The 18,343-nt window shown below is 68.9% G+C and carries 16 protein-coding genes and 5 pseudogenes; 10 read left to right on the top strand and 11 right to left on the bottom strand.

Going from position 1 to position 18,343, the window contains the following annotated elements:
• Positions 1-9: 9 nt before the first annotated feature.
• Positions 10-186 (bottom strand): annotated as a pseudogene (locus ACYVO6_RS48350) (IS5 family transposase); the annotation flags it as partial.
• A gap of 55 nt (positions 187-241) precedes the next feature.
• On the opposite strand from ACYVO6_RS48350, the gene ACYVO6_RS48345 reads away from it, so the two are divergent.
• Positions 242-1,807, top strand: coding sequence for a long-chain-fatty-acid--CoA ligase (locus tag ACYVO6_RS48345; RefSeq protein ID WP_461073234.1), 1,566 nt, complete (start codon positions 242-244; stop codon positions 1,805-1,807).
• A gap of 15 nt (positions 1,808-1,822) precedes the next feature.
• Here the strand turns inward: ACYVO6_RS48345 and ACYVO6_RS48340 are convergent, their stop codons facing one another.
• From ACYVO6_RS48340 to ACYVO6_RS48325, 4 genes are all read right to left on the bottom strand, one after another.
• Positions 1,823-2,341: a winged helix-turn-helix transcriptional regulator gene (locus ACYVO6_RS48340; RefSeq protein WP_461073232.1), complete on the bottom strand. Its 519-nt coding sequence runs from the start codon at positions 2,339-2,341 to the stop codon at positions 1,823-1,825.
• A 155-nt stretch (positions 2,342-2,496) separates the two neighbouring features.
• A complete protein-coding gene (locus tag ACYVO6_RS48335) occupies positions 2,497-3,165 on the bottom strand; it encodes an SRPBCC family protein (RefSeq protein WP_461073230.1) in 669 nt (222 codons plus the stop codon).
• Between the two features lie 158 nt (positions 3,166-3,323).
• A complete protein-coding gene (locus tag ACYVO6_RS48330) occupies positions 3,324-3,959 on the bottom strand; it encodes a cysteine hydrolase family protein (protein WP_461073228.1) in 636 nt (211 codons plus the stop codon).
• Between the two features lie 387 nt (positions 3,960-4,346).
• Positions 4,347-4,814, bottom strand: a complete 468-nt coding sequence (locus ACYVO6_RS48325) for a winged helix-turn-helix transcriptional regulator (RefSeq protein WP_461073226.1) — start codon at positions 4,812-4,814, stop codon at positions 4,347-4,349.
• 92 nt (positions 4,815-4,906) lie between these two features.
• Here ACYVO6_RS48325 and ACYVO6_RS48320 point away from each other — a divergent pair, with 92 nt between their 5' ends.
• The 5 genes from ACYVO6_RS48320 to ACYVO6_RS48300 all read left to right on the top strand — a co-directional run bounded on the left by ACYVO6_RS48320 (position 4,907) and on the right by ACYVO6_RS48300 (position 8,072).
• Positions 4,907-5,407, top strand: a complete 501-nt coding sequence (locus ACYVO6_RS48320) for a PaaI family thioesterase (protein ID WP_461073224.1) — start codon at positions 4,907-4,909, stop codon at positions 5,405-5,407.
• 186 nt (positions 5,408-5,593) lie between these two features.
• Positions 5,594-6,184, top strand: coding sequence for a TetR/AcrR family transcriptional regulator (locus tag ACYVO6_RS48315; RefSeq protein WP_461073222.1), 591 nt, complete (start codon positions 5,594-5,596; stop codon positions 6,182-6,184).
• A gap of 303 nt (positions 6,185-6,487) precedes the next feature.
• Positions 6,488-6,697: a hypothetical protein gene (locus tag ACYVO6_RS48310; protein WP_461073220.1), complete on the top strand. Its 210-nt coding sequence runs from the start codon at positions 6,488-6,490 to the stop codon at positions 6,695-6,697.
• 100 nt (positions 6,698-6,797) lie between these two features.
• Positions 6,798-6,932 carry a hypothetical protein gene (locus tag ACYVO6_RS48305; protein ID WP_461073218.1) on the top strand — a complete coding sequence of 45 codons (135 nt, stop codon included), beginning with the start codon at positions 6,798-6,800 and terminating at the stop codon, positions 6,930-6,932.
• Between the two features lie 555 nt (positions 6,933-7,487).
• Positions 7,488-8,072 (top strand): GtrA domain-containing protein, encoded by a 585-nt coding sequence (locus ACYVO6_RS48300; protein ID WP_461073216.1) that lies wholly within the window; start codon positions 7,488-7,490, stop codon positions 8,070-8,072.
• A 248-nt stretch (positions 8,073-8,320) separates the two neighbouring features.
• Here ACYVO6_RS48300 and ACYVO6_RS48295 read toward each other — a convergent pair.
• Positions 8,321-8,659, bottom strand: a pseudogene (locus ACYVO6_RS48295) (MFS transporter); the annotation flags it as partial.
• Positions 8,660-8,767: 108 nt separating this feature from the next.
• On the opposite strand from ACYVO6_RS48295, the pseudogene ACYVO6_RS48290 reads away from it, so the two are divergent.
• Positions 8,768-10,398 (top strand): annotated as a pseudogene (locus ACYVO6_RS48290) (IS200/IS605 family accessory protein TnpB-related protein).
• On the opposite strand, the pseudogene ACYVO6_RS48285 reads toward ACYVO6_RS48290, so the two are convergent.
• The 3 genes and pseudogenes from ACYVO6_RS48285 to ACYVO6_RS48275 all read right to left on the bottom strand — a co-directional run.
• Positions 10,398-10,571: pseudogene (locus ACYVO6_RS48285) on the bottom strand (MFS transporter); the annotation flags it as partial. The pseudogenes ACYVO6_RS48290 and ACYVO6_RS48285 overlap by 1 nt on opposite strands.
• Positions 10,572-10,589: 18 nt before the next feature.
• Positions 10,590-11,336 (bottom strand): response regulator, encoded by a 747-nt coding sequence (locus tag ACYVO6_RS48280; RefSeq protein WP_461073214.1) that lies wholly within the window; start codon positions 11,334-11,336, stop codon positions 10,590-10,592.
• Positions 11,337-11,616: 280 nt separating this feature from the next.
• The gene (locus ACYVO6_RS48275; RefSeq protein ID WP_461073212.1) at positions 11,617-11,757 is read right to left on the bottom strand and encodes a hypothetical protein; all 141 of its coding nucleotides are present in this window, start codon (positions 11,755-11,757) and stop codon (positions 11,617-11,619) included.
• 130 nt (positions 11,758-11,887) lie between these two features.
• On the opposite strand from ACYVO6_RS48275, the gene ACYVO6_RS48270 reads away from it, so the two are divergent.
• Positions 11,888-14,659 carry an ATP-binding protein gene (locus ACYVO6_RS48270; RefSeq protein ID WP_461073210.1) on the top strand — a complete coding sequence of 924 codons (2,772 nt, stop codon included), beginning with the start codon at positions 11,888-11,890 and terminating at the stop codon, positions 14,657-14,659.
• Positions 14,660-14,930: 271 nt separating this feature from the next.
• Here the strand turns inward: ACYVO6_RS48270 and ACYVO6_RS48265 are convergent, their stop codons facing one another.
• Together ACYVO6_RS48265 and ACYVO6_RS48260 are read right to left on the bottom strand one after the other, a co-directional pair.
• Complete coding sequence (locus ACYVO6_RS48265; RefSeq protein WP_461073208.1) at positions 14,931-15,119, bottom strand: hypothetical protein; 189 nt, start codon at positions 15,117-15,119, stop codon at positions 14,931-14,933.
• A gap of 134 nt (positions 15,120-15,253) precedes the next feature.
• Entirely contained in the window at positions 15,254-16,213 is a 960-nt protein-coding gene (locus tag ACYVO6_RS48260) for a GlxA family transcriptional regulator (protein ID WP_461073206.1), read from the bottom strand.
• Positions 16,214-16,543: 330 nt separating this feature from the next.
• Between ACYVO6_RS48260 and ACYVO6_RS48255 the strand changes: the two are divergent.
• A pseudogene (locus ACYVO6_RS48255) lies at positions 16,544-17,482 on the top strand (NADP-dependent oxidoreductase); the annotation flags it as partial.
• Entirely contained in the window at positions 17,468-18,268 is an 801-nt protein-coding gene (locus tag ACYVO6_RS48250) for a nuclear transport factor 2 family protein (protein ID WP_461073267.1), read from the top strand. The pseudogene ACYVO6_RS48255 and the gene ACYVO6_RS48250, both read left to right, overlap by 15 nt.
• The last annotated feature ends 75 nt before the right edge of the window (positions 18,269-18,343 follow it).

Here is an 18,343-nt window from a genome sequence, read left to right as displayed (position 1 = left end):
AGATGCTGCTCACAGCCACTCGTTGATGGCCGCGATGAGGACGGCCGCCTCGTAGCGGACCGCGAGCTTGTCGTACCTCGTGGCCACGGCCCGGTGCCTTTTGAGGCGGTTGATGCCGCACTCGACCGCGTGCCGAGCCTTGTAGCCCTGAGGGTCGAACTTCGGCGGCCGGCCGCCGCGCGAGCCGCTCAGACGTGACCTGCCACGCCTTCGTCCCACCCCGAGAACCAGGAGAACGACGATGCACAGCCCGAGCCGCAACTTGTCACGCGTACTGACGGATTCCGTGTCCCGGTACCCGGAGCGCACCGCGATCGTCTTCGGTGACGACCGCATCACGTACAGAGCCCTCGACGCCGCAGCCAACCGGGTCGCGAACCTGCTTGTCTCGCGCGGCATCCAGCCGGGGGACAAGGTCGCGCTGTCCTGTCCCAACCTGCCCCACTTCACCAGCGTCTACTTCGGCATCCTCAAGGCCGGGGCGGCGGTCGTGCCGCTGAACGTGCTGTTGAAGGCTCGCGAGGTCGCCTACCACCTCACCGACTCCGACGCGAAGGCGTACTTCGCGTTTGAGGGCACGGCGGAGCTGCCGATCGGGCAGACCGCGTGGGAGGGATTCCAGGCCACCGAGGGCTGTACCGAGTTCTTCCTGATCGAGGGCGGTGGCGCGCCGTGGGCCGGGGACGGGACGCCGGAGTCGTACGCCGCGGTCGTCGCCGAGCGGCCGGTGACGTTCCAGACGGTCGAGCGCGACGAGGACGACACCGCGGTGGTCCTCTACACCTCCGGCACGACCGGCCGGCCCAAGGGCGCGGAGTTGCGTCACCGCAACGTGTACGACAACGCGCTCGCCAGCGTCGACCTGTTCGCCGCCGACTCCGAGCGCCCCGACACGTACCTGTGCGCGTTGCCGCTGTTCCATGCCTTCGGCCAGACCGTGATCCAGAACGGCGCCCTCGCCTTCGGCGGCACGATCGTGATGCAGCCGAGGTTCGAGGCGCGGGCAACCCTGCGTCTCATGCTCGACCACGATGTGACGTTCTTCGCCGGCGTCCCGACGATGTACTGGGGTCTTCTCGCCGCACTCGACGAAACGGTCGACGTCGCCCGCCTGGCCGCGAATCTTCGCGTGGCGGCGGCCGGTGGCTCAGCGTTGCCCGGCGAGATCCACAAGCAGTTCAAGGACCGCTTCGGTGTCACGATCCTTGAGGGATACGGACTGTCCGAGACCTCCCCGGTCGCCTCCTTCTCCCGGTTCGGAGAGGAGCCCCGCGTCGGGTCGATCGGCGTACCGATCCCAGGCGTGGAGATGAAGCTGATCCGCGATGACTGGTCCGAGGTCGAGGGCGGCCTCGGCGAGATCGGGGAGATCGCGATCAAGGGGCACAACGTCATGAAGGGCTACTACAAACGGCCCGAGGCGACGGCCGAGGCGATCAGGGAGGGCTGGTTCCGCTCCGGCGACCTCGCCCGCAAGGACGAGGACGGCTTCTACTACATCGTCGACCGGTCCAAGGACATGATCATCCGCGGCGGTTTCAACGTCTACCCGCGCGAGGTCGAGGAAGTGCTCATGGAGCACCCCGCCGTCTCACTGGTCGCCGTCATCGGCGTACCGCACGACTCCCACGGTCAGGAGATCAAGGCCGTCGTGGTGAAGAAGGCCGGGAGCGGCACGAGTGAGGAGGAGCTCGCCGCCTGGGCGAAGGAGCGGCTCGCCGCGTACAAATACCCGCGCGTCGTCCAGTTCGTCGACGAACTGCCCTTGACCCCCACCGGCAAGATCCTCAAACGCGAACTCGCCTGAAGCGAAACGGGGAGGTCAGGTTGGGCGGGTTTCGGCATCCCGCCTGGCGGCTGTGCTCCTGTCCTGGCGTTCCCGTGCGAAGGCCGCGCTGAGTTCACTCATCACTTCGTTCATGGTGAAGGGCTTGCCGCACCCTTCGCACACGGTGCCGCTCAGGCCCACCTCGCGACCGCATGCTGTGTGGATCTGATGGACGGCAACCTCTTCCCCGGGCTCTTTGCACCAGCTCTCGCCCCATGCACGCAGGGCGAGCAGCACCGGGGCGAAGGCTTCGCCCTTGTCGGTGAGGTGGTACTCGTAGCGGCGGGGCCTTTCGCTGTAGGCACGGCGTTCGAGCATGCCGTCGGCCTCCAGTCGCTTGAGGCGGTTGGTCAGCATCTGCGGGGACGTCAGGGTCTGGGCCTGCAGAGTGTCGAAGCGGCGGTTGCCCATCGCCAGCTCCCGCATGATCACCAGCGTCCAGCGGTCCCCGATCGCCGCGCTCGAACGCGCGATGGGGCACACCGTGCTCGTGATCTCCGACCAGCCACCCACCCTGACGTCCTCCTCCTGAACTCGTTCCGCCCTCCCATCATCGCAGAGACCGAACGAGTAACTATGAAAAATCGAGTCGGTAACCTTCTAGGCTCGGCCGCGTCATGGGTGCTGGGCGTCGGGCCGGTTCAGTAGTGGCCGCCGGCCGGAGCAGATCAGTTCGCCTCCAGCTTGGTGAGTGCGAGTGCCTTGCGTCCCAGGCTGGCCGCGTAGAGCGGAGTCTCGCGCTGGTTGTGGGCGTGGGTCGACGCCTGCTGTTGCGCGGCGGCGTCGTCAAAGCTCACGCCACCCTGAGCGAGAAGGTCCAGGAAGCCTTGGGTGGGGCGGACGGTCACGGTGTTGGTCAAACGGCAGGTTCTGTCATCGATCGGCTCCACCCGCAGGTCCCATGTGACGTGGGCTTTGGTCCAGACGCCTGCTGTCTGCGCATCGGACAGCGACACCATGCGGCAGTGGTGCGGCTCGTGCACCTCGGCCACGTAGTGCTGGATGACGAGGCTGCCGCCGACGTTCTCCACATTGATGGACATCGGGCGCCCGTCATCCGTGGTGGTCCGGCCCGCAGCGATGTGTTCGCCCGGCGCGCAGCGCTGGTACTCCGCGTCGGGCAGGTTCAGCACCCAGTCTGCGATGTCGACCGTATCGATCGGAGCATCGACCGTAGCCGTCGCCTCCGACGCAGTCATCAGCAGGTTGTGTATCACCTGGTCGTTCGACATGATCTGATCCTTTCTCAGCGCAACGCACTGCATGAGCAGTGAGTCGGCTACGCATCCGCAATGGGGAATGACGGCCAGGCCGTCCAGGTCGAGCAGTAACGTCATGGAGTTGTCTGAGCCTGTGGTGCCGTGCTGATCAGTCTGCGTACGGGACTGTCGTGATCATTTGTAGCCACGGGCGCTTTGCGTGAGGGTTCTCCAACTGCACCGATCGCCAGGCAGGTTGACGGCCAGTCAGGTCACCAGCAGTTCTACGGTGAGCGTCAGGCCGCCGGCGTCCCCTTGAACGCAGTGACGATCTCGTCGGCACTCACGATGGCGTGGGCGTAGGTCGGGCCGTTCAGTTCGTGGGCCGCGTGCAGCATTTCCCGGGTCCACGCGACGGTCGCTCCGCGCACCAAGGTCACGTGGTACCCCAGCTCCATGGCGAAGCGGCTGGTCGACTCGATGCAGGTGTTGGCCAGCATGCCGATGCTCACGACATGGGTGATGCCGTGCTTCTTGAGCTGGAAGTCGAGATCGGTGTTGGCGAACCCGCTCTGCGCCCAGTGCTCGTGGACGACGACATCGCTCTCCTGGGGAACGAAGTCCGGGTGCCATTCGCCGCCCCAGCTTCCCGCCGCGAATATCTGCGCTTCGTTGCCGCTGGCCTGGTCCCGTGTGAGGAAGTTCCAGTTCGCGTAGTTGCCCTCGCGCCAGCGACGGTGCGGGACGACGAACACCTGGATCCCGGCCGCACGCGCCGCGGCCGTCACCGCGCGCAGGTTGTCGAGCAGACCGACCTCCCTGGCGACCTCTTCGACGTAAGGCCACACCTTCCCCCCTTCGGAGAGGAAGTCGTTGTAGGGGTCCACCAGGAGCAGCCCCGTATGCGCCGGCTCGTACTGCGTATCGGCCATGAGTAGTCCCTCCAGTAGCGCCAAGGAGCCCGCGCCTTGTGCGACGAACGCGCGCTCGGCTCATCCGCACAGTAACTCAAAAAATCATAGCAACAAACTCTATTTTTCATAGTTACTCGTTCGGTCTCTGTGATGATGGGAGGGCGGAACGAGTTCAAGAGGGTGTCGGTGGCCTGACGCTCGCCGTAGAACTGCTCATCGGTGCGGCCACTGTGCCGGCGACGGCGGGGACGGCGAAGGCGCTGAACTCTGCGACCGGAGCGCCCATCGAGTTCGGTTCGGCGGCGCGCCGGAGTCGATCGTGCGCTGAGGGGCGACGGCGGCGGAGTGCATGGCACTCAGTTGATGTCACACCGCTGTCCGGCCCGCGACCGCGAGGTCGATGGCTCACGACCGGAGGCGGGCGCCTGTTCCCAGCCGAGCGGTGACTTCACGGGGAGTGAGGGTGGAGTGCTCCGCGGAGCACTCGACGACGACGCGGACCGGGGCGTCGCAGTCGGTGTGGCGGACGTCCAGTAGGGGACCCTCGGGGCCGAGGGCGTATGCCTCGCCCCACTGGGTCAGTGCCATCAGGACGGGCCACAGGTCCCAGCCCTTGCGGGTCAGGCGGTATTCGTTGCGGGAGCGGCTGCCGGGTTCCTGGTAGGGGACGGTCTTGAGGATGCCGGCCGCGGTCAGCTTGCGGAGGCGGTTGCTGAGGACGGCTTCCGACAGGCCGATGTGGCGGTGGAAGTCGTCGAAGCGGCGGACGCCGTTGACGGCGTCACGCAGGATCAGCAGCGTCCATTTCTCCCCGATCACGTCGAGCGTGCGCTGGACGGGGCAGTTCTCCGTGCTCGCCTCAAGCCACTCCATTCCGTCATCGTACGGGCCTGACTTCGTCATTGACAGTCAGCTGGGCAAAGGGCTAGCTTCACTCACAAAAGTCAGACGGGAAGGCCTCGGTCGTGGGACGAACACGTACGTATAACTGGGAAGATCCCGCGATCCTGGCGGAAGCCGCCGGGCGCATGGCCGGCATCGACTTCCTGCGCGAGCTGCAGGCGGGGCGGCTGCCGGGGCCGCCCATCAACTACACCGTCGACTTCGCCCTGGACGAGGTGGAGCCCGGCAGGGCGGTCTTCTCCCTGACGCCGGGGGAGGAGCACTACAACCCGATCGGCAGCGTGCACGGCGGCATCTTCGCCACCCTGCTCGACTCGGCGGCGGGCTGCGCCGTCCAGTCCACCCTCCCGCAGGGCATGGCGTACACCTCGCTCGACCTGACGGTGAAGTTCCTGCGGCGGATCACGGTGGACACGGGCCCGGTGCGCGCCATCGGCACGGTTGTCAACAGTGGCCGCCAAACCGCTCTCGCCCAGGCCCAGTTGGTCGACGCGAAGGACCGTCTGCTCGCCCACGCCACCAGTAGCTGCATGCTCTTCCCGGTACCTGCCTCTCGGGTGTGACTCCGCAGACAGGGCCCTTGGTGTGGGGGCAGCCGGGACTACAGGGAGTGCATCGATATTCCGCTCGGCGGCGGCCCGCTGCCCCTTGGTGACTCGTCGATTTTTTGGATTACGTTCGCAATACCATAGACTGGCGAAGTCGGTGAAGGGCAACCGGTCCTTCCGGCCGGCGAAGGAGCGTGTGCTGTGGTGCGGTACGGAAAAGAACACAAGCAGGAGACGAGGCGGCGGATCATCGAGACGGCGGGCCGCCGGTTCAAGCAAGACGGTATCGACGGCTCCGGGGTCTCGACGCTCATGAAGGACGCGGGGCTGACCAATGGGGCCTTCTATGCTCACTTCGAATCCAAAGATGACCTCGTCACCACGGCAATCGCCGAGCAGTTGAAGGCGCAGGCCGAGAATGTCGTCGCGCGGGCTGCGCCTGGCCGTGCCGGACTCGAGCAGATTGTGCGCGGGTACCTGTCGCCCCAGCACCGCGACAGCCTTGGCGACGGCTGCCCCAACGCCGCTCTGCTCGACGAGATCGGGCGCTGCACCGACACAACCAGGCAGGCGTACACCGACGGCGTGCTGGTCCTCATCGACGGCATTGCCGCCCGCATGGCGCCCGAGGCCCCGTCCTCCGCACGTGTGAAGGCGCTCAGCCTCCTCGGCCTGATGGCCGGGACACTGCAGCTTTCCCGCGCCTTGACCGATAGTCAACTCGCCAAAGAACTCCTCGATCAGGGGATCAACAACGCCCTCGCCCTGCTGGACGCCGGGCAGCGCGTCTGACGCACCACATCCCTGGCCCCAGGCCGTGGCTCTCGGGGGAGCGGTCCGAAGCCGGCAGGTTCTCTCCAGCTGGGACGCAGCCGACGCCACCGGGGATCACCTCCTGCGCCGCCAGCAGCTGCATGCTCTTTCCATTTCCTGCGTCCTGAACCGCGACGGGCATTTCACGGCTCGCACCGGGCAGCGCTCCCGGCCGAGGTCGCGGCCGCGACCTCGGCTGACGGCCATACCACCGCACGTACGTATCAATTCGCCCTGGCCGAATGCGGGGAGCCGCGCGTTCCGTACGCTGCCGCGACTCTCGTGCTGCTTCTGCTGCCGATCACCCAGGGACACGAGTGGGGCTGGTCCTCACTGAGTACGATCGGCTGCTTCGCCGGTGCCGCCGCCATGGGTGCCGTATGGGTGCTGGTCGAGCGGCAGGTGCCGGAACCGCTGGTCGACATGCGGATGTTCGTCCACCGGCCGGTTCCGTCTCCCGTTCCACTGGCAGCGCCATCGGCAGCGCGGTGATCACCACCGTGCTGGCCTCCAAGAGTGTCGGGCACATCCCGCCGGTTTCCCGGCACTGCCCGCCGAATCGCAGTTCACCCTCAGCTTCGTCCTCGCCGGTGTGGCCTTCGCGCTGATGGCGCTGGTCGCCTGGTTCGGCCTGCGGTACATCCAGGTGGCACAGCACCATGCCGCCGAAGCGGCGGCGGACCGGGTTGCCGTGACCGAGTCCGAGGTGCTGCCCGGGAGCAGGTAGGAGGCCCGTACGGAGCCCTGGCGCGGCGGCGTCAGAACAGGGCTTTCGCCTCTGGCGCTGCCTCTGACGTCGCTGCGGACACCGTCACTGCGGACCGGACCTGGCCCAGCTGGCCGATCACCGTGCACCGCCGGGGCAGGCCCGCCTTCGCGACCGGGCGGCTGCCGGCGGAATTGTGCGCGGGCGGCTGCGTGCAGCGGTCGGTAGCGGAGTCTCCCCGGTTCGGCGGCAGCCCTGTTCCCGTGCCGCTGCAGGTTGCGCGTGGAGGGGCATCGGTGGAGAAGCCACGGGAGGGTCGCTACCCGGGCCGGTGGCCTCGCAGCAGCGGAGCGGTCGTCGCACCGGGCGCGTGCGCCGTGGTGAATCTGCTCCCCCGCCACCCATGTGAGTACGGTCATAATCCCAAGTCTGGTCAGGTCCTTGTCCGCGGGCCGACTCCCTGCTTATTGTCGTATGGTCGTAATGCAAAGGGCTCAATGAGCGTGAGGACGCAGCATCCTGCGAACCCGCCGGCCAAAGAGGCCCCGCAACTCTCTCAGTCGAAAGGGACTTCCCATGAAGTCGCTGGTCTTGCCGAAGACGACGCCGGGGGCGGCGGACGAGGTGCGGGGTGCGGAACTGACGGACACCGATACGGCCGCGGCCCTACAGAACCCGGGCGCCCCCGGTCCACTCGCCTCCTTCGCCCGGTTCGTCCTGTTCGGCGGCGGTGTCGGGGTCGCGTCCAGCACTGCCGTGGTCGGGCTCGCCGGACTGATGCCCTGGGCTGTGGCGAATGCGCTGATCACCGTCGCCTCGACTCTCCTCAGTACGGAGCTCCACGCACGTTTCACCTTCGGGGCAGGGCATGCCGGATGGCGCCAGCACTGGCAGTCCGCGGGGTCGGCCACGGCCGCCTACGTGGTGACCTCCACCGCGGTGCTCGTCCTGCACCTCGTGCAGCCGTCGGCCGGAGTGCTCTACGAGCAGGTCGTCTACCTCACCGCCGCCGGGCTCGCCGGTATCGGGCGTTTCCTGGTGCTGCGTGTGTTCGTCTTCGCCGGTGGCCGGACCCGGACCACGGTGCGGGCCATGAGCCCGGCGCCGGCACGGGAAACGGGCGCCAAGGTGTACCCGCTCTTCCCGGTACCGGCACTGTGAGCAAACCGTCCGACAGTGTCTCCCTCGCCGATGACCACCGGCAGGCGATCCACACGATCCGGTGTCTGTCCGGCATAGCCCTGTCCGTCGGTGGCGGTCTGGATGCCCTCGACGATGCGGGCGTACGAGGCGCGCTGGGCGTGGTGCGAAGCTCAGATGGTGGCTGGGACGCCGGCCGGAGTATCCCCTGGGGTCAGGTCGGCAGCCGGGCCACCGGTCTTGCGCCGGCTGGGGACCAGGAACACCAGCACCGCCGCCACGCCGAGCACACCGGCAGCGAATAGGACAAGCCCCACCGCGACGACCGGTCTGCCGCCGATGCGGTCGGAGAGCGCTCCTGCGAGCGGTCCGGCGATCATGGGTATGGCGGTCCAGGGCAGCATCCGCATGCCTGCTTCCATCGACGAGTAGCCGCCGACGTCCTGGAAGTACTGGGTGAGCAGGAAGACCGATCCGAACAGGCCGAGGTGCATCAGCAGGCTGGCGGCGTTGATGGCGCTGAAGGAGGAGTTGTGAACAGGTGGCGATCGACGGCATTTGAGCGTGTCTTGGCGCGTGTGAGTGAGCCTTCGGGCAGTGGCGGGCACGCTCTCCGGCGGGGAACGAGAGTTCTTGCATCGAATGCGTGACCTTCATCGGTGATGGTCGTTGGGTGGGGTGACGGATTTCTGCGACACCGGGCCGGAGGTGAAGGGGTGGGTGGGCTGCGGGAGGTGGCGGCGCCGTTTGTGGTGCCCGGTCCCTCGGGGGTCGCGATCCGTACCCGGCTGGGGCACCTGAGCGCCGGGGACGAGAAGGTGCTGCGCCTGGTCGGCGACCTGCTGGGGTCGCTCGCCTCCCGTGATCTGAAGGCGCGGTGCGCGGCCGGGCTGGACCACGACAGTGAGCGGTGGGCCGAGCGCAAGCGCACCCTGACGGAACAGTCCTCCTCGCGCTGGGCTGGGTCGATCACGAAAGCCACCCACGATCAGTGGGCGCTCGCCCGGCGCGGCCAGCTCGCGCACATCCAGAGCCTTCAGGCCGGGATCGAGGCGATCACGCACCGGCTGTCCCTGCCCGTGGGCGAGAAAGGCACCAAGCGCGCTCCGGGCGGCTACCGCAGCAAGCAGGAATGGTGTTCGCCAAGTCCCGCCGCCTGCACCTGCTCGAAGACCGGCTTCAGACGGTGCGGGCCGACCGTGAGGCCGGCGTCGTGCACGTGGTGCGCGGCGGGAAGCGGCTGCTCAACACTCGCCACCACCTGGAGCAGGCGCAGCTCACCGAGCCGGAATGGCGCAAGCGGTGGCAGGCCGGGCGCCGGTTTCTCCAGGCGGACGGTGAGTCCGGCAAGCGGTACGGCAACGAGACCATCCGCGTCACCGACGACGGCGAGGTGTCCCTCAAGCTCCCGGCGCCGCTAGCGCACCTGGCGAACGCGCCGCACGGCCGGTACGTGCTCACCGCCCGCGTGGCGTTCGCGCACCGGGGCGAGCAGTGGGCCGACCGCGTCACCGCCAACCGGGCCGTCGCCTACCGCATCCACGAAGACACAGGTCGGGGCCGCTGGTACCTGACCGCGTCCTGGACGATCCCACCGGTCCAGACCGTGCCGCTCGAGGCTGCCCGCACGAACGGCCTGATCGGCGTCGACACCAACGCCGACCACCTCGCCGCCTGGCGCCTCGACAACCACGGCAACCCCAACGGCGAACCGCTCCGGTTCGGCTACAACCTCACCGGTCCCGCCCACCACCGCGACGCCCAGGTCCGGCATGCCCTGATCCGCCTGCTGCACTGGGCCAAGCGCCATGGCCTGGCGATCGCCATCGAGGACCTCGATTTCACCGCCGAGACCAGCCGGGAGAAGCACGGCCGCCACAAACGCTTCCGCAACCTCATCTCCGGCATGCCCGTGGCCAGACTGCGGGCCCGGCTCGTCAGCATGGCAGCCGAACTCGGCATCACCGTCGTCGCCGTCGACCCGGCGTATACCTCCAAGTGGGGCGCCCAGCACTGGCAAAAGCCCCTCACCAGCAAGACCCGTAAGACCACCCGCCACGACGCTGCTGCCGTGGCGATCGGCAGGCGCGCCCTGGGGCACCCGATCCGGCGACGGACGGCACCGCCCCCTGCTCACCAGAGTGATGAGCAGGGGCATCGGACCGTCCAGGCCCGACCGGGCACCTCAGGGCGTGAGGGAAACCGCCCCCGCATCCCCGGACCACGGACACGATCCGCTGGCGCCGGACGCGGCGAGAACGCGGTGGACCAGAACACCCAACACCGTTCGGGGCGTTCGGCTGAGCATGGGCCCTGGCAACAGGACTCACTCCCGCTCAGTCTTTAGGAACGGTGACGGAACAGGCGCATCGGGTGCTTGGCGCGCAGTTCCCAGGCGACGAAGGCGACCAGCAAGAGGGCGCCGCCGATCAGGCCGCCCAGTACCGGGGTGCTGGTCCAGCCCTCGGCGTTGCCGCGGACCAGGGCGTGGACGATGCCGAACAGACCGCCGTCGGCCAGTCCCCGCGTGACTGGACCTCAGCCGGCTGCGGGCAGAGCGTCAGGACCTCTGCGGCCGGCGCTGACCGCGCGCGGCGGTGCTGGTCGTGCGGGCCTGACCAGTCCGGTGTCGTAGGCGAAGATCACGGCCTGGACGCGGTCGCGGGCGCCGATCTTGGCGAGGATGCGGCTGACGTGGGTCTTCACGGTGGATTCGGCCAACGACAGCCGTTCGCCGATCTCGAGGTTGCTCCAGCCGGAGGCAATGGCGGTCAGCACCTCGCGCTCGCGCTGGGTCAGGGATTCGCGTTCGCGCTGGGGCAGGAAGGCGAGCTGCCGCTTTTGGCCGGGGGCGCGGCCGGGCCGCCGGTCGGAGGAGACGTCGATGAGCTCGCGAGTCAGGCCGGGGGCGATGACCACGTCCCCGGCGGCCACGGACCGGACACCGGCGACGAGTTCGTCGGGCAGCGCGTCCTTCAGCAGAAACCCCCTGGCACCGGCGCGCAGGGCGTCGTACGCGTGCTCGTCGATGTCGAAGGTGGTGAGGACCAGGACGTGGGAGCGGCCTCCGGACTCGACGATACGGCGGGTGGCCTCGATGCCGTCCATGCCGGGCATCCGTGCGTCCATGAGCACGACGTCGGGGCGCAGTTCGGCGGCTTTGCGGACCGCTTCGGCGCCGTGGGCGGCCTCGCCCACCACGGTCAGATCGAGGTGCTGTTCCAGAAGCATCCGGAAGCCGAAGCGCTGCAGGGCGTGGTCGTCGACGATGAGAACGGTGGTCATGCCAAATCTCCGTGTGAGCGGTGGTGGGGGTGGTGGTGGGGACGAGAAGGGCACGGACGGTCCAGTCGCCGCGGGAGCCGGGGCCCGCGGCGACCTCTCCTTGGCAGAGGGCGGCCCGCTCGCGTATGCCGACCGGCCTCTGGTCGCCGCCGTCATGGTCGTCCACCCGTGGGGTGCACGACGGTCCGGTGTCCTCGGCGGTGACGATGACGTGCGCCGCGGTGTACGGGGGCGGCGTACTTCTCCTTGCTGCCGTTGCTTTGAGATCTTGGTGGTTGCTTCACGGTCGACAGTCGGCCGGCCGGTTGAGTGTGCGGAGTTGCCCGTCGAAGGCCCGGGCGGGAACGACACGGCGGAGCGTGCTGATGCCTCCGGTGGCCGGGCCGACGGCGTAGCGCAGTTTCGCGAATGCGCTGATCACGTTTCCGACGCTACTGATGAGGGGATGGCAGCGAATCCGTCGCCGTATCGGTCATGGAACTGCCAAATCTGGTTGGACGCGGGTACCGGCAGTGGCTCGGGCGACAGCAGTCCCTTACGCTTTCAATCAAATGGACCTATACGGACGGCGCCCGGAGCAGGCAGCCCTAGACCGGATCCTTGACGGTGCTCGGCAAGGCGACGGGGCAACGCTGGTGCTGTGGGGTGACCCCGGCATCGGCAAGACCGCCCTGCTCGACTACGTGGCCGAGTCAGCCGCCGCGGACTTCACCGTCTTGCGATGCGGGGGCACTCGTCTGGAGTCGCGGCTGACGTTCGCCGCACTGCACGAACTGCTGTGGCCGGTGACGGAGCGGATCAGTACGCTCCCGGAGCCGCAGGCCAATGCCTTGAACGGGGCGCTCGGGATGAGCGGCGACGTGGCGGACCGGTTCCTGATCGGCGTGGCCGTACTGACGCTCGTCGGCGAGCTCGCCAAGGAACGGCCGGTGCTCATCGTCGCCGACGACGCCCAGTGGCTCGACGAGCCATCCGCACAGTGCCTGGCCTTCGCCGCGCGCCGACTGCGCAACAAACCCGTGGCCATGCTCCTCACCGGACACGACGACCCCGCCGACGGCCCCTGGGAGAAACTGGCGGCCCTGGAGGTCCGGGAGCTGGACGACGAGGACGCCCGGCTCCTCGCCCGTGCCGTCGCTCCGCAAGCCGACGAGGCGGTGATCCGCCGCACGATCCGCGCGGCAGCCGGAAATCCCCTCGCACTCCAGGAGCTGACCACGTCCGTGGCGGCCGGCGACATCTCGACGCACCCTCTTGCCGATGAGCGGATCGCCGTTGGGCCACGCCTGCGCCGTGCCTTCCGCGCCCGGATCGAGAGGTTGTCCGCGCCCGCCCGCACCGCGCTCCTTCTCGCCGCCGCCGATGACCGTAGCGATCGCAACACCGTGCGCCAGGCCGGACTTGTGCTCGGCCTCGACCCGGTCGCGTGGGACGAGGCGCTGCACTCGGGCCTGCTCACCACGCGCTCGGACGGTCGCATCCGCTTCCGCCACCAGCTGATGGAGGCAGTGGTCTACGAGGAGGCGCCGCCCGCGAACCGGCAGGCCGTTCATCATGCGCTCGCCTCCGTACTGACCGGTGAGAACGCCGACGAGCTGCGCCCCTGGCACCTCGCCGCGGCTTTGGAAGCCGTGGGCCGACCCGACGAGGAGGTGGCCCGGCTGCTGGAGGAGTCGGCCCACCGGTCCTGGGCGCGCGGTGGCTGTGCCACGGCGGCCCGTGCCCTGCGGCGTGCGGCGAAGCTGTCCCCCTCGTCGGACGACGCGGCCAGACGGCTGGCTCACGGAGCGAGGGCGGCCTGGGAGGCCGGCCACGTCGACGTGGCGCGGAGAATGCTGAAGCGGGCCGAAGGGTTCTCCTCCGCATCCACGGTCGCGGATCTCAGCGAGGGGTTGCGCGGGCTGATCGAGTTCGCGCACGGCGATCTGGAAATCGCCTGCCGTCAGCTGACCCGGGACATGGAGCGGGTGGCCGATCCGGGGCAGGCGTTCAGGCTCGGCAGCATGGCGCTGCGGGCGGCGTGGGCGGCCAGTCATGGCGAACTGCAGCGCGAGGCGCTCCAGCGGCTCGAGCGTCGGCTCCCGCAAGGGGGCTTCCCGAACGCCGATCTGCTGCCGTTGCTGCGCGAATGGTGGACGGAGGACGGGGGCGGCGGCGCCGATGACCGCGACCAGGTCGTGGCCCCCGGCGCTGACATCCTCACCCGGCTCAGCGGCAGTTCCTGGCTCCTGATGCCACCGGCACCGCTGGCGGTGGCCTGGGGCATCGAGTCGGCCCTGCAGGAGGCGCTCCGCCGCGAGATCGACACGCTGCGGCACACGGACCAGGTCACTGCCCTGACCCAGGCGCTGGCCCAGACCGTGGCGCCCGACATCGCGCAAGGCTCCTGGACCTCGGCCAAGGCGAACGCCCTTGAGGGGCTCCAAGTGGCTGAGGGGACCGGTGACGACCACTTGGCCGGGCAGTGCCGCACCGGTCTCGGATGGCTGGCAGCCGCGCAAGGCGATGAGCGGACCGTCAGGGACGTCGCCGACCGGACCATCGAGGTTTGGGTGCCGCGTGGGGTGCGCGTCTTCAGCGCCTGCGCGGAGTGGAACCTCGGCATGTCGGCGCTCTTCGCCGGCCGGGCCGAGGAGGCGCTGGACCGCCTGGTCCGGCTGGGCGAGGACGGGCACCACGCGGCGAACGCCACCGTCGCGCTGCTCGCCGCGCCGGACACCGCCGAGGCCGCCCTTCAGGCCGGGCGGCCGGCGACGGCCGAGGAACAGGCGCGGTTGCTGCGGCGGTGGGCCGAGCGGACCAACGCGGCGTGGGCGGTCTCCGCGACGCACCTGGTCCATGCCCTGCTGGCGTCGGGGGCGGATGCGGAGAAGCAGTTCCGGCTCGCGCTGGAGGTCCCCGGAGCCCAGTCGAGGCCCTTCAACTACGCCCGCACGCGCCTGCTGTACGGCGAGTGGCTGCGGCGGTCCCGCCGTCGTACCGACGCCCGGATACAGCTGGCCGAAGCCGCGGAAACCTTCCGGCGACTGGACGCGGCTCCGTTGCTCGCCCGCACCCGGGCCGAACAGGAACTGACCGGGCAGCAACCGCGCCGGGACTCCGCACCGGCCCGGGACACCGCTGCCATCCTCACGGCGCAGGAGTTGAGAGTCGTACGGCTGGCCGCGCAGGGACTCACCAACCGGGAGATCGGGTCACAGCTGCTGATCAGTCCTCGTACGGTGGCTCATCACCTGGCCAACGTGTTCCCCAAGCTCGGTATCGTCTCGCGCGCCGACCTCGCGCGCGTCGACTTCGAGGACGGGCTGCGTTTGATGGAGTGACCGGCGGTATCCCGGGGCTGCCCTGGTGGCTCTCCGATGCCCGGATTCTTAACCGGGCGTACTTGGACGGATGGTCGGCTGAGGGTCGAGGGGGCCGGTCGGTACGCAGGTCGTGACAGAGCCACGTAGCCGGCCTTCGGAGGTCCGGCGTCCACTGAGGGTTCACGCCGCCTGTACTGGTCATGAGGCGCCCCGGGGTCAGCATCGGCTCCCGGCCCCGGGACGCCTGGCGGTGACGATCGCCACTCGGATCAGGCGGCACCTCGCATGGTCATGAGGTGCCGCCTGATCCGGTGTCAGGGGTCTGCCGCTTGACTCGGGCGGCGAGGAAGTTGGCCACCTCGGTGGTGAAGGCCTTGGCGTGCTGGAACAGGAAGGCGTGGCCGTCGGCCGGGCTGTTGCCCTCAAGGCCTCGCGGCAGTCGGCTCTGTGGCGAGGAATGGGTGCGGTGTGGGTTCAAGCGGTGTGCCGGCAGGGCTGACGGGCGCCCTGCCGGCATGGACGGGCGCGTGCTGTGTGGCGAAGGCCATTCCCCCGGCCGTGGCGGTGCGCCGGTTCATCACCGCGTTCGCAGAGCGGTAGGTGCGGTGGTGCTCAGTGCGTGGAGGACAGGGCGCCGCGGAAGGTGCGCCGGTAGGCGAGCGGTGAGACGCCGATGGCGGCATGCAGGTGTTCTCGTAGCGATGTGCCGCCGGCGAAGCCGACTTGGCCGGCGATCTCGCCCACCGGCAGGTCGGTGGTTTCCAGGAGGTGTCGTGCCCGTTCGACGCGCTGCTGGATCAGCCAGCGTCCCGGGCTCATGCCCACCTCTTCGGTGAAGCGGCGGGCGAAGGTGCGCAGGCTCATGTGGGAGTGCTCGGCGAGGTCCGTCAGGGTCATCGGCTCGTGGAGGTTCTCCAGCGCCCACTGACGGGCGGTGGCCGTTCCGCTGGCCGTGGCCTCGGGCACCGGGTGCTGGATGTACTGCGCCTGTCCTCCGTCGCGCCACGGGGGGACGATGCACATGCGGGCCACCTGGTTGGCGACTTCACTGCCGTGGTCCTTGCGGATGATGTGCAGGCAGACGTCGAGCCCGGAGGCGGCACCGGCCGAGGTCAGCACATCTCCGTCGTCGATGAAAAGGACGTCGGGATCCAGTGCGACCTGTGGGAACCATGCGCGGAAGAGGTCCGCGGCCATCCAGTGGGTGGTGGCCGGCCGGCCGTCGAGGAGACCGGCTGCGGCGAGGACGAAGGCGCCGGTGCAGATTGATACAAGGCGGGCGCCTGGAGCCACGGACGCGAGCGCCTGGACCACGGCTTGCGGCACTTCCTTCGTGACGGCGGTGGTGACGAAGGGCGGGATGACCACGGTGTCGGCGGTGCGCAGCGCCTCCGGGCCGTGCTCGACGGTGATCGAGAAGTCGGAGTTGGTGCGGACCGGGCGGCCGTCGACGCTGCAGGTGAGGACCTCGTAGCGGCCGTCCGCCGCCTCGAAGGCCCGGCTGGGAATGCCCAGTTCGAAGGGGTACACCCCGTCTACGGCCAGAACGACGACTCGGTGAATGGGTGCCATGGCGCGATCCCGTCGAAAATTGGAATTCATGCCACAATATCGGACGGTGGCGGCAATGCGCTGGACGCATCATGTGCAGCTCACCTTGCGCGCCATAAGTCCATGTTCTGACGACGACGTGTCAGGGTTCCGGCGACAGGCACCGGAACCCTGAGTACTACGTTTCACGCGTCGGTTCCCTCCAGCGCGGCGAGCCCGGGTGCGGCCGACGCAATGAATCGACGAACGTACGCCATGGCGTGATCCCGTTGAAAGTTGGCATTCATGCCATGGCGCCCGGGAGTGGCAGACCGCGACGCTGGACGCATGACGAACCCCAATACCACCACCATGCGCGCCATCCGCCAGGACACCCACGGTTCCCCCGAGGTACTCAAGGAAGTCGAACTGCCCCGGCCCGAGCCGGGGCTGAGTGAGATCCTGATCGCCGTCCGCGCGGCCGGCGTCAACCCGACCGACTGGTGGAACCGCGCCCAGCCCATGACCGCCAACGGCCTGCCCCTCATCCTGGGCTGGGACGTCTCCGGAGTCGTCGAGGCCGTCGGCACCGGCGTCACCCTGTTCAAGCCGGGCGACGAGGTCTTCGGCATGCTGCCCTACCCCCACGGCGTCGGCTCCCACGCCGAGTACGTGACCGCCCCCGCCCGCGCCTTCGCCCACAAGCCCGCCGGCATCGACCACGTCCAGGCCGGCGCCCTGCCGCTCGCCGCCCTGACCGCCTACCAGGCACTCGTCGACACCGCCGATGTCCGGCCCGGGCAGCGCGTCTTCATCCACGCGGCCGCCGGCGGCGTCGGCCATCTCGCCGTCCAGATCGCCAAGTCCCGCGGCGCGTACGTCATCGGCACCGCCAGCGCCGCCAAGCACGACTTCCTGCGTTCCCTGGGTGTGGACGAGGCCATCGACTACCACACGGTCGACATCGCCGAGGCCGTCAAGGACATCGACGTGGTCCTCGACCCGGTCTCGCTGGACACCGCCGCCCGCGCCCGCTCGCTCGCCGTGCTGCGCCCGGGCGGCACACTCGTCTCGATCCTTCCGTTCCCCATCGACCCCGACGAGCTGGCGGACATCGCCGAGCGGGGCATCCGCTTCGAGAGCCTCCTCGTCGAGGCCGACCGCGCCGGCATGCAGGCCATCGCCGACCTGGTCGAAACCGGCGCCCTGCGCGCCCACATCGAGGCCACCTTCCCGCTCGCCGAGGCCGCCAAGGCCCACACCCTGGGCGAGACCGGCCGCACCACCGGCAAGATCGTGCTGACCGTGGAAGGGACAGCGAAGAAGCAGATCGCCCAATCCCTCACGACCGTCTTCGACGGGGGCGACACGACCGTCATCGACCGCCACGTACGGCCGGACTACATCCAGCACAATCCGCTCGCCCCCGACGGCCCCGAGGCCATGAAGGCCTTCGGCGCCGCCTGGCGCCAGCAGTACCCAGACACCGCGTACGACATCAAGCGGGTCATCTCCGAGGGCGACCTGGTGCTCCTGCACTCCAACGTCGTCCCGGCTCCTGGTACCCGCGGGATCGCCGCCTTCGACATCTTCCGCTTCCAGGACGGGAAGATCGCCGAGCACTGGGACATCCTCCAGGAGGTGCCGGCGACCACGGCCAACGGCAACGACATGTTCTCCACCCTCAGCGGGCCGCGGACCGAGTCGCCAGGAGAGCGATGGTTCACCGCGTACAACAAGAAGCTCGTCACCGCGTTCGTCGACCAGCTCATGGTCCGCAAGGACCCGGCCGCCATTGAGACCTACGTGGGCCCCGAATACCACCAGCACAACCCGAACTTCCCCGACGGCGTGGCAGGCATGAAGGCCGGACTGGGCATGTACTTCGAGCAGTTCCCGCAGCTGAGCGTGGAGCCGAAGCGGATCATCGCCGAGGGTGACCTGGTGGCCGTCCACAGCCACTACGTCGAGACCCCGGGCGAGCGCGGCCGGGCGGTCCTCGACCTCTTCCGGGTCAGGGACGGAAAGATCGTCGAGCACTGGGACGCCGTGCAGGACGTGCCGGAGACCTCCGCCAACGACAACACGATGTTCTGACGGCCGCCGGGTCGTAGCGGACGCGCTACGACCCCTGGCCAGCGCCCGCAACTGATCTTCGCCTCCAGTTCCTCG

The sequence above is a fragment of the Streptomyces pseudoechinosporeus genome (assembly GCF_054783935.1).
This window is presented reverse-complemented; position numbering and strand designations above follow the sequence as displayed.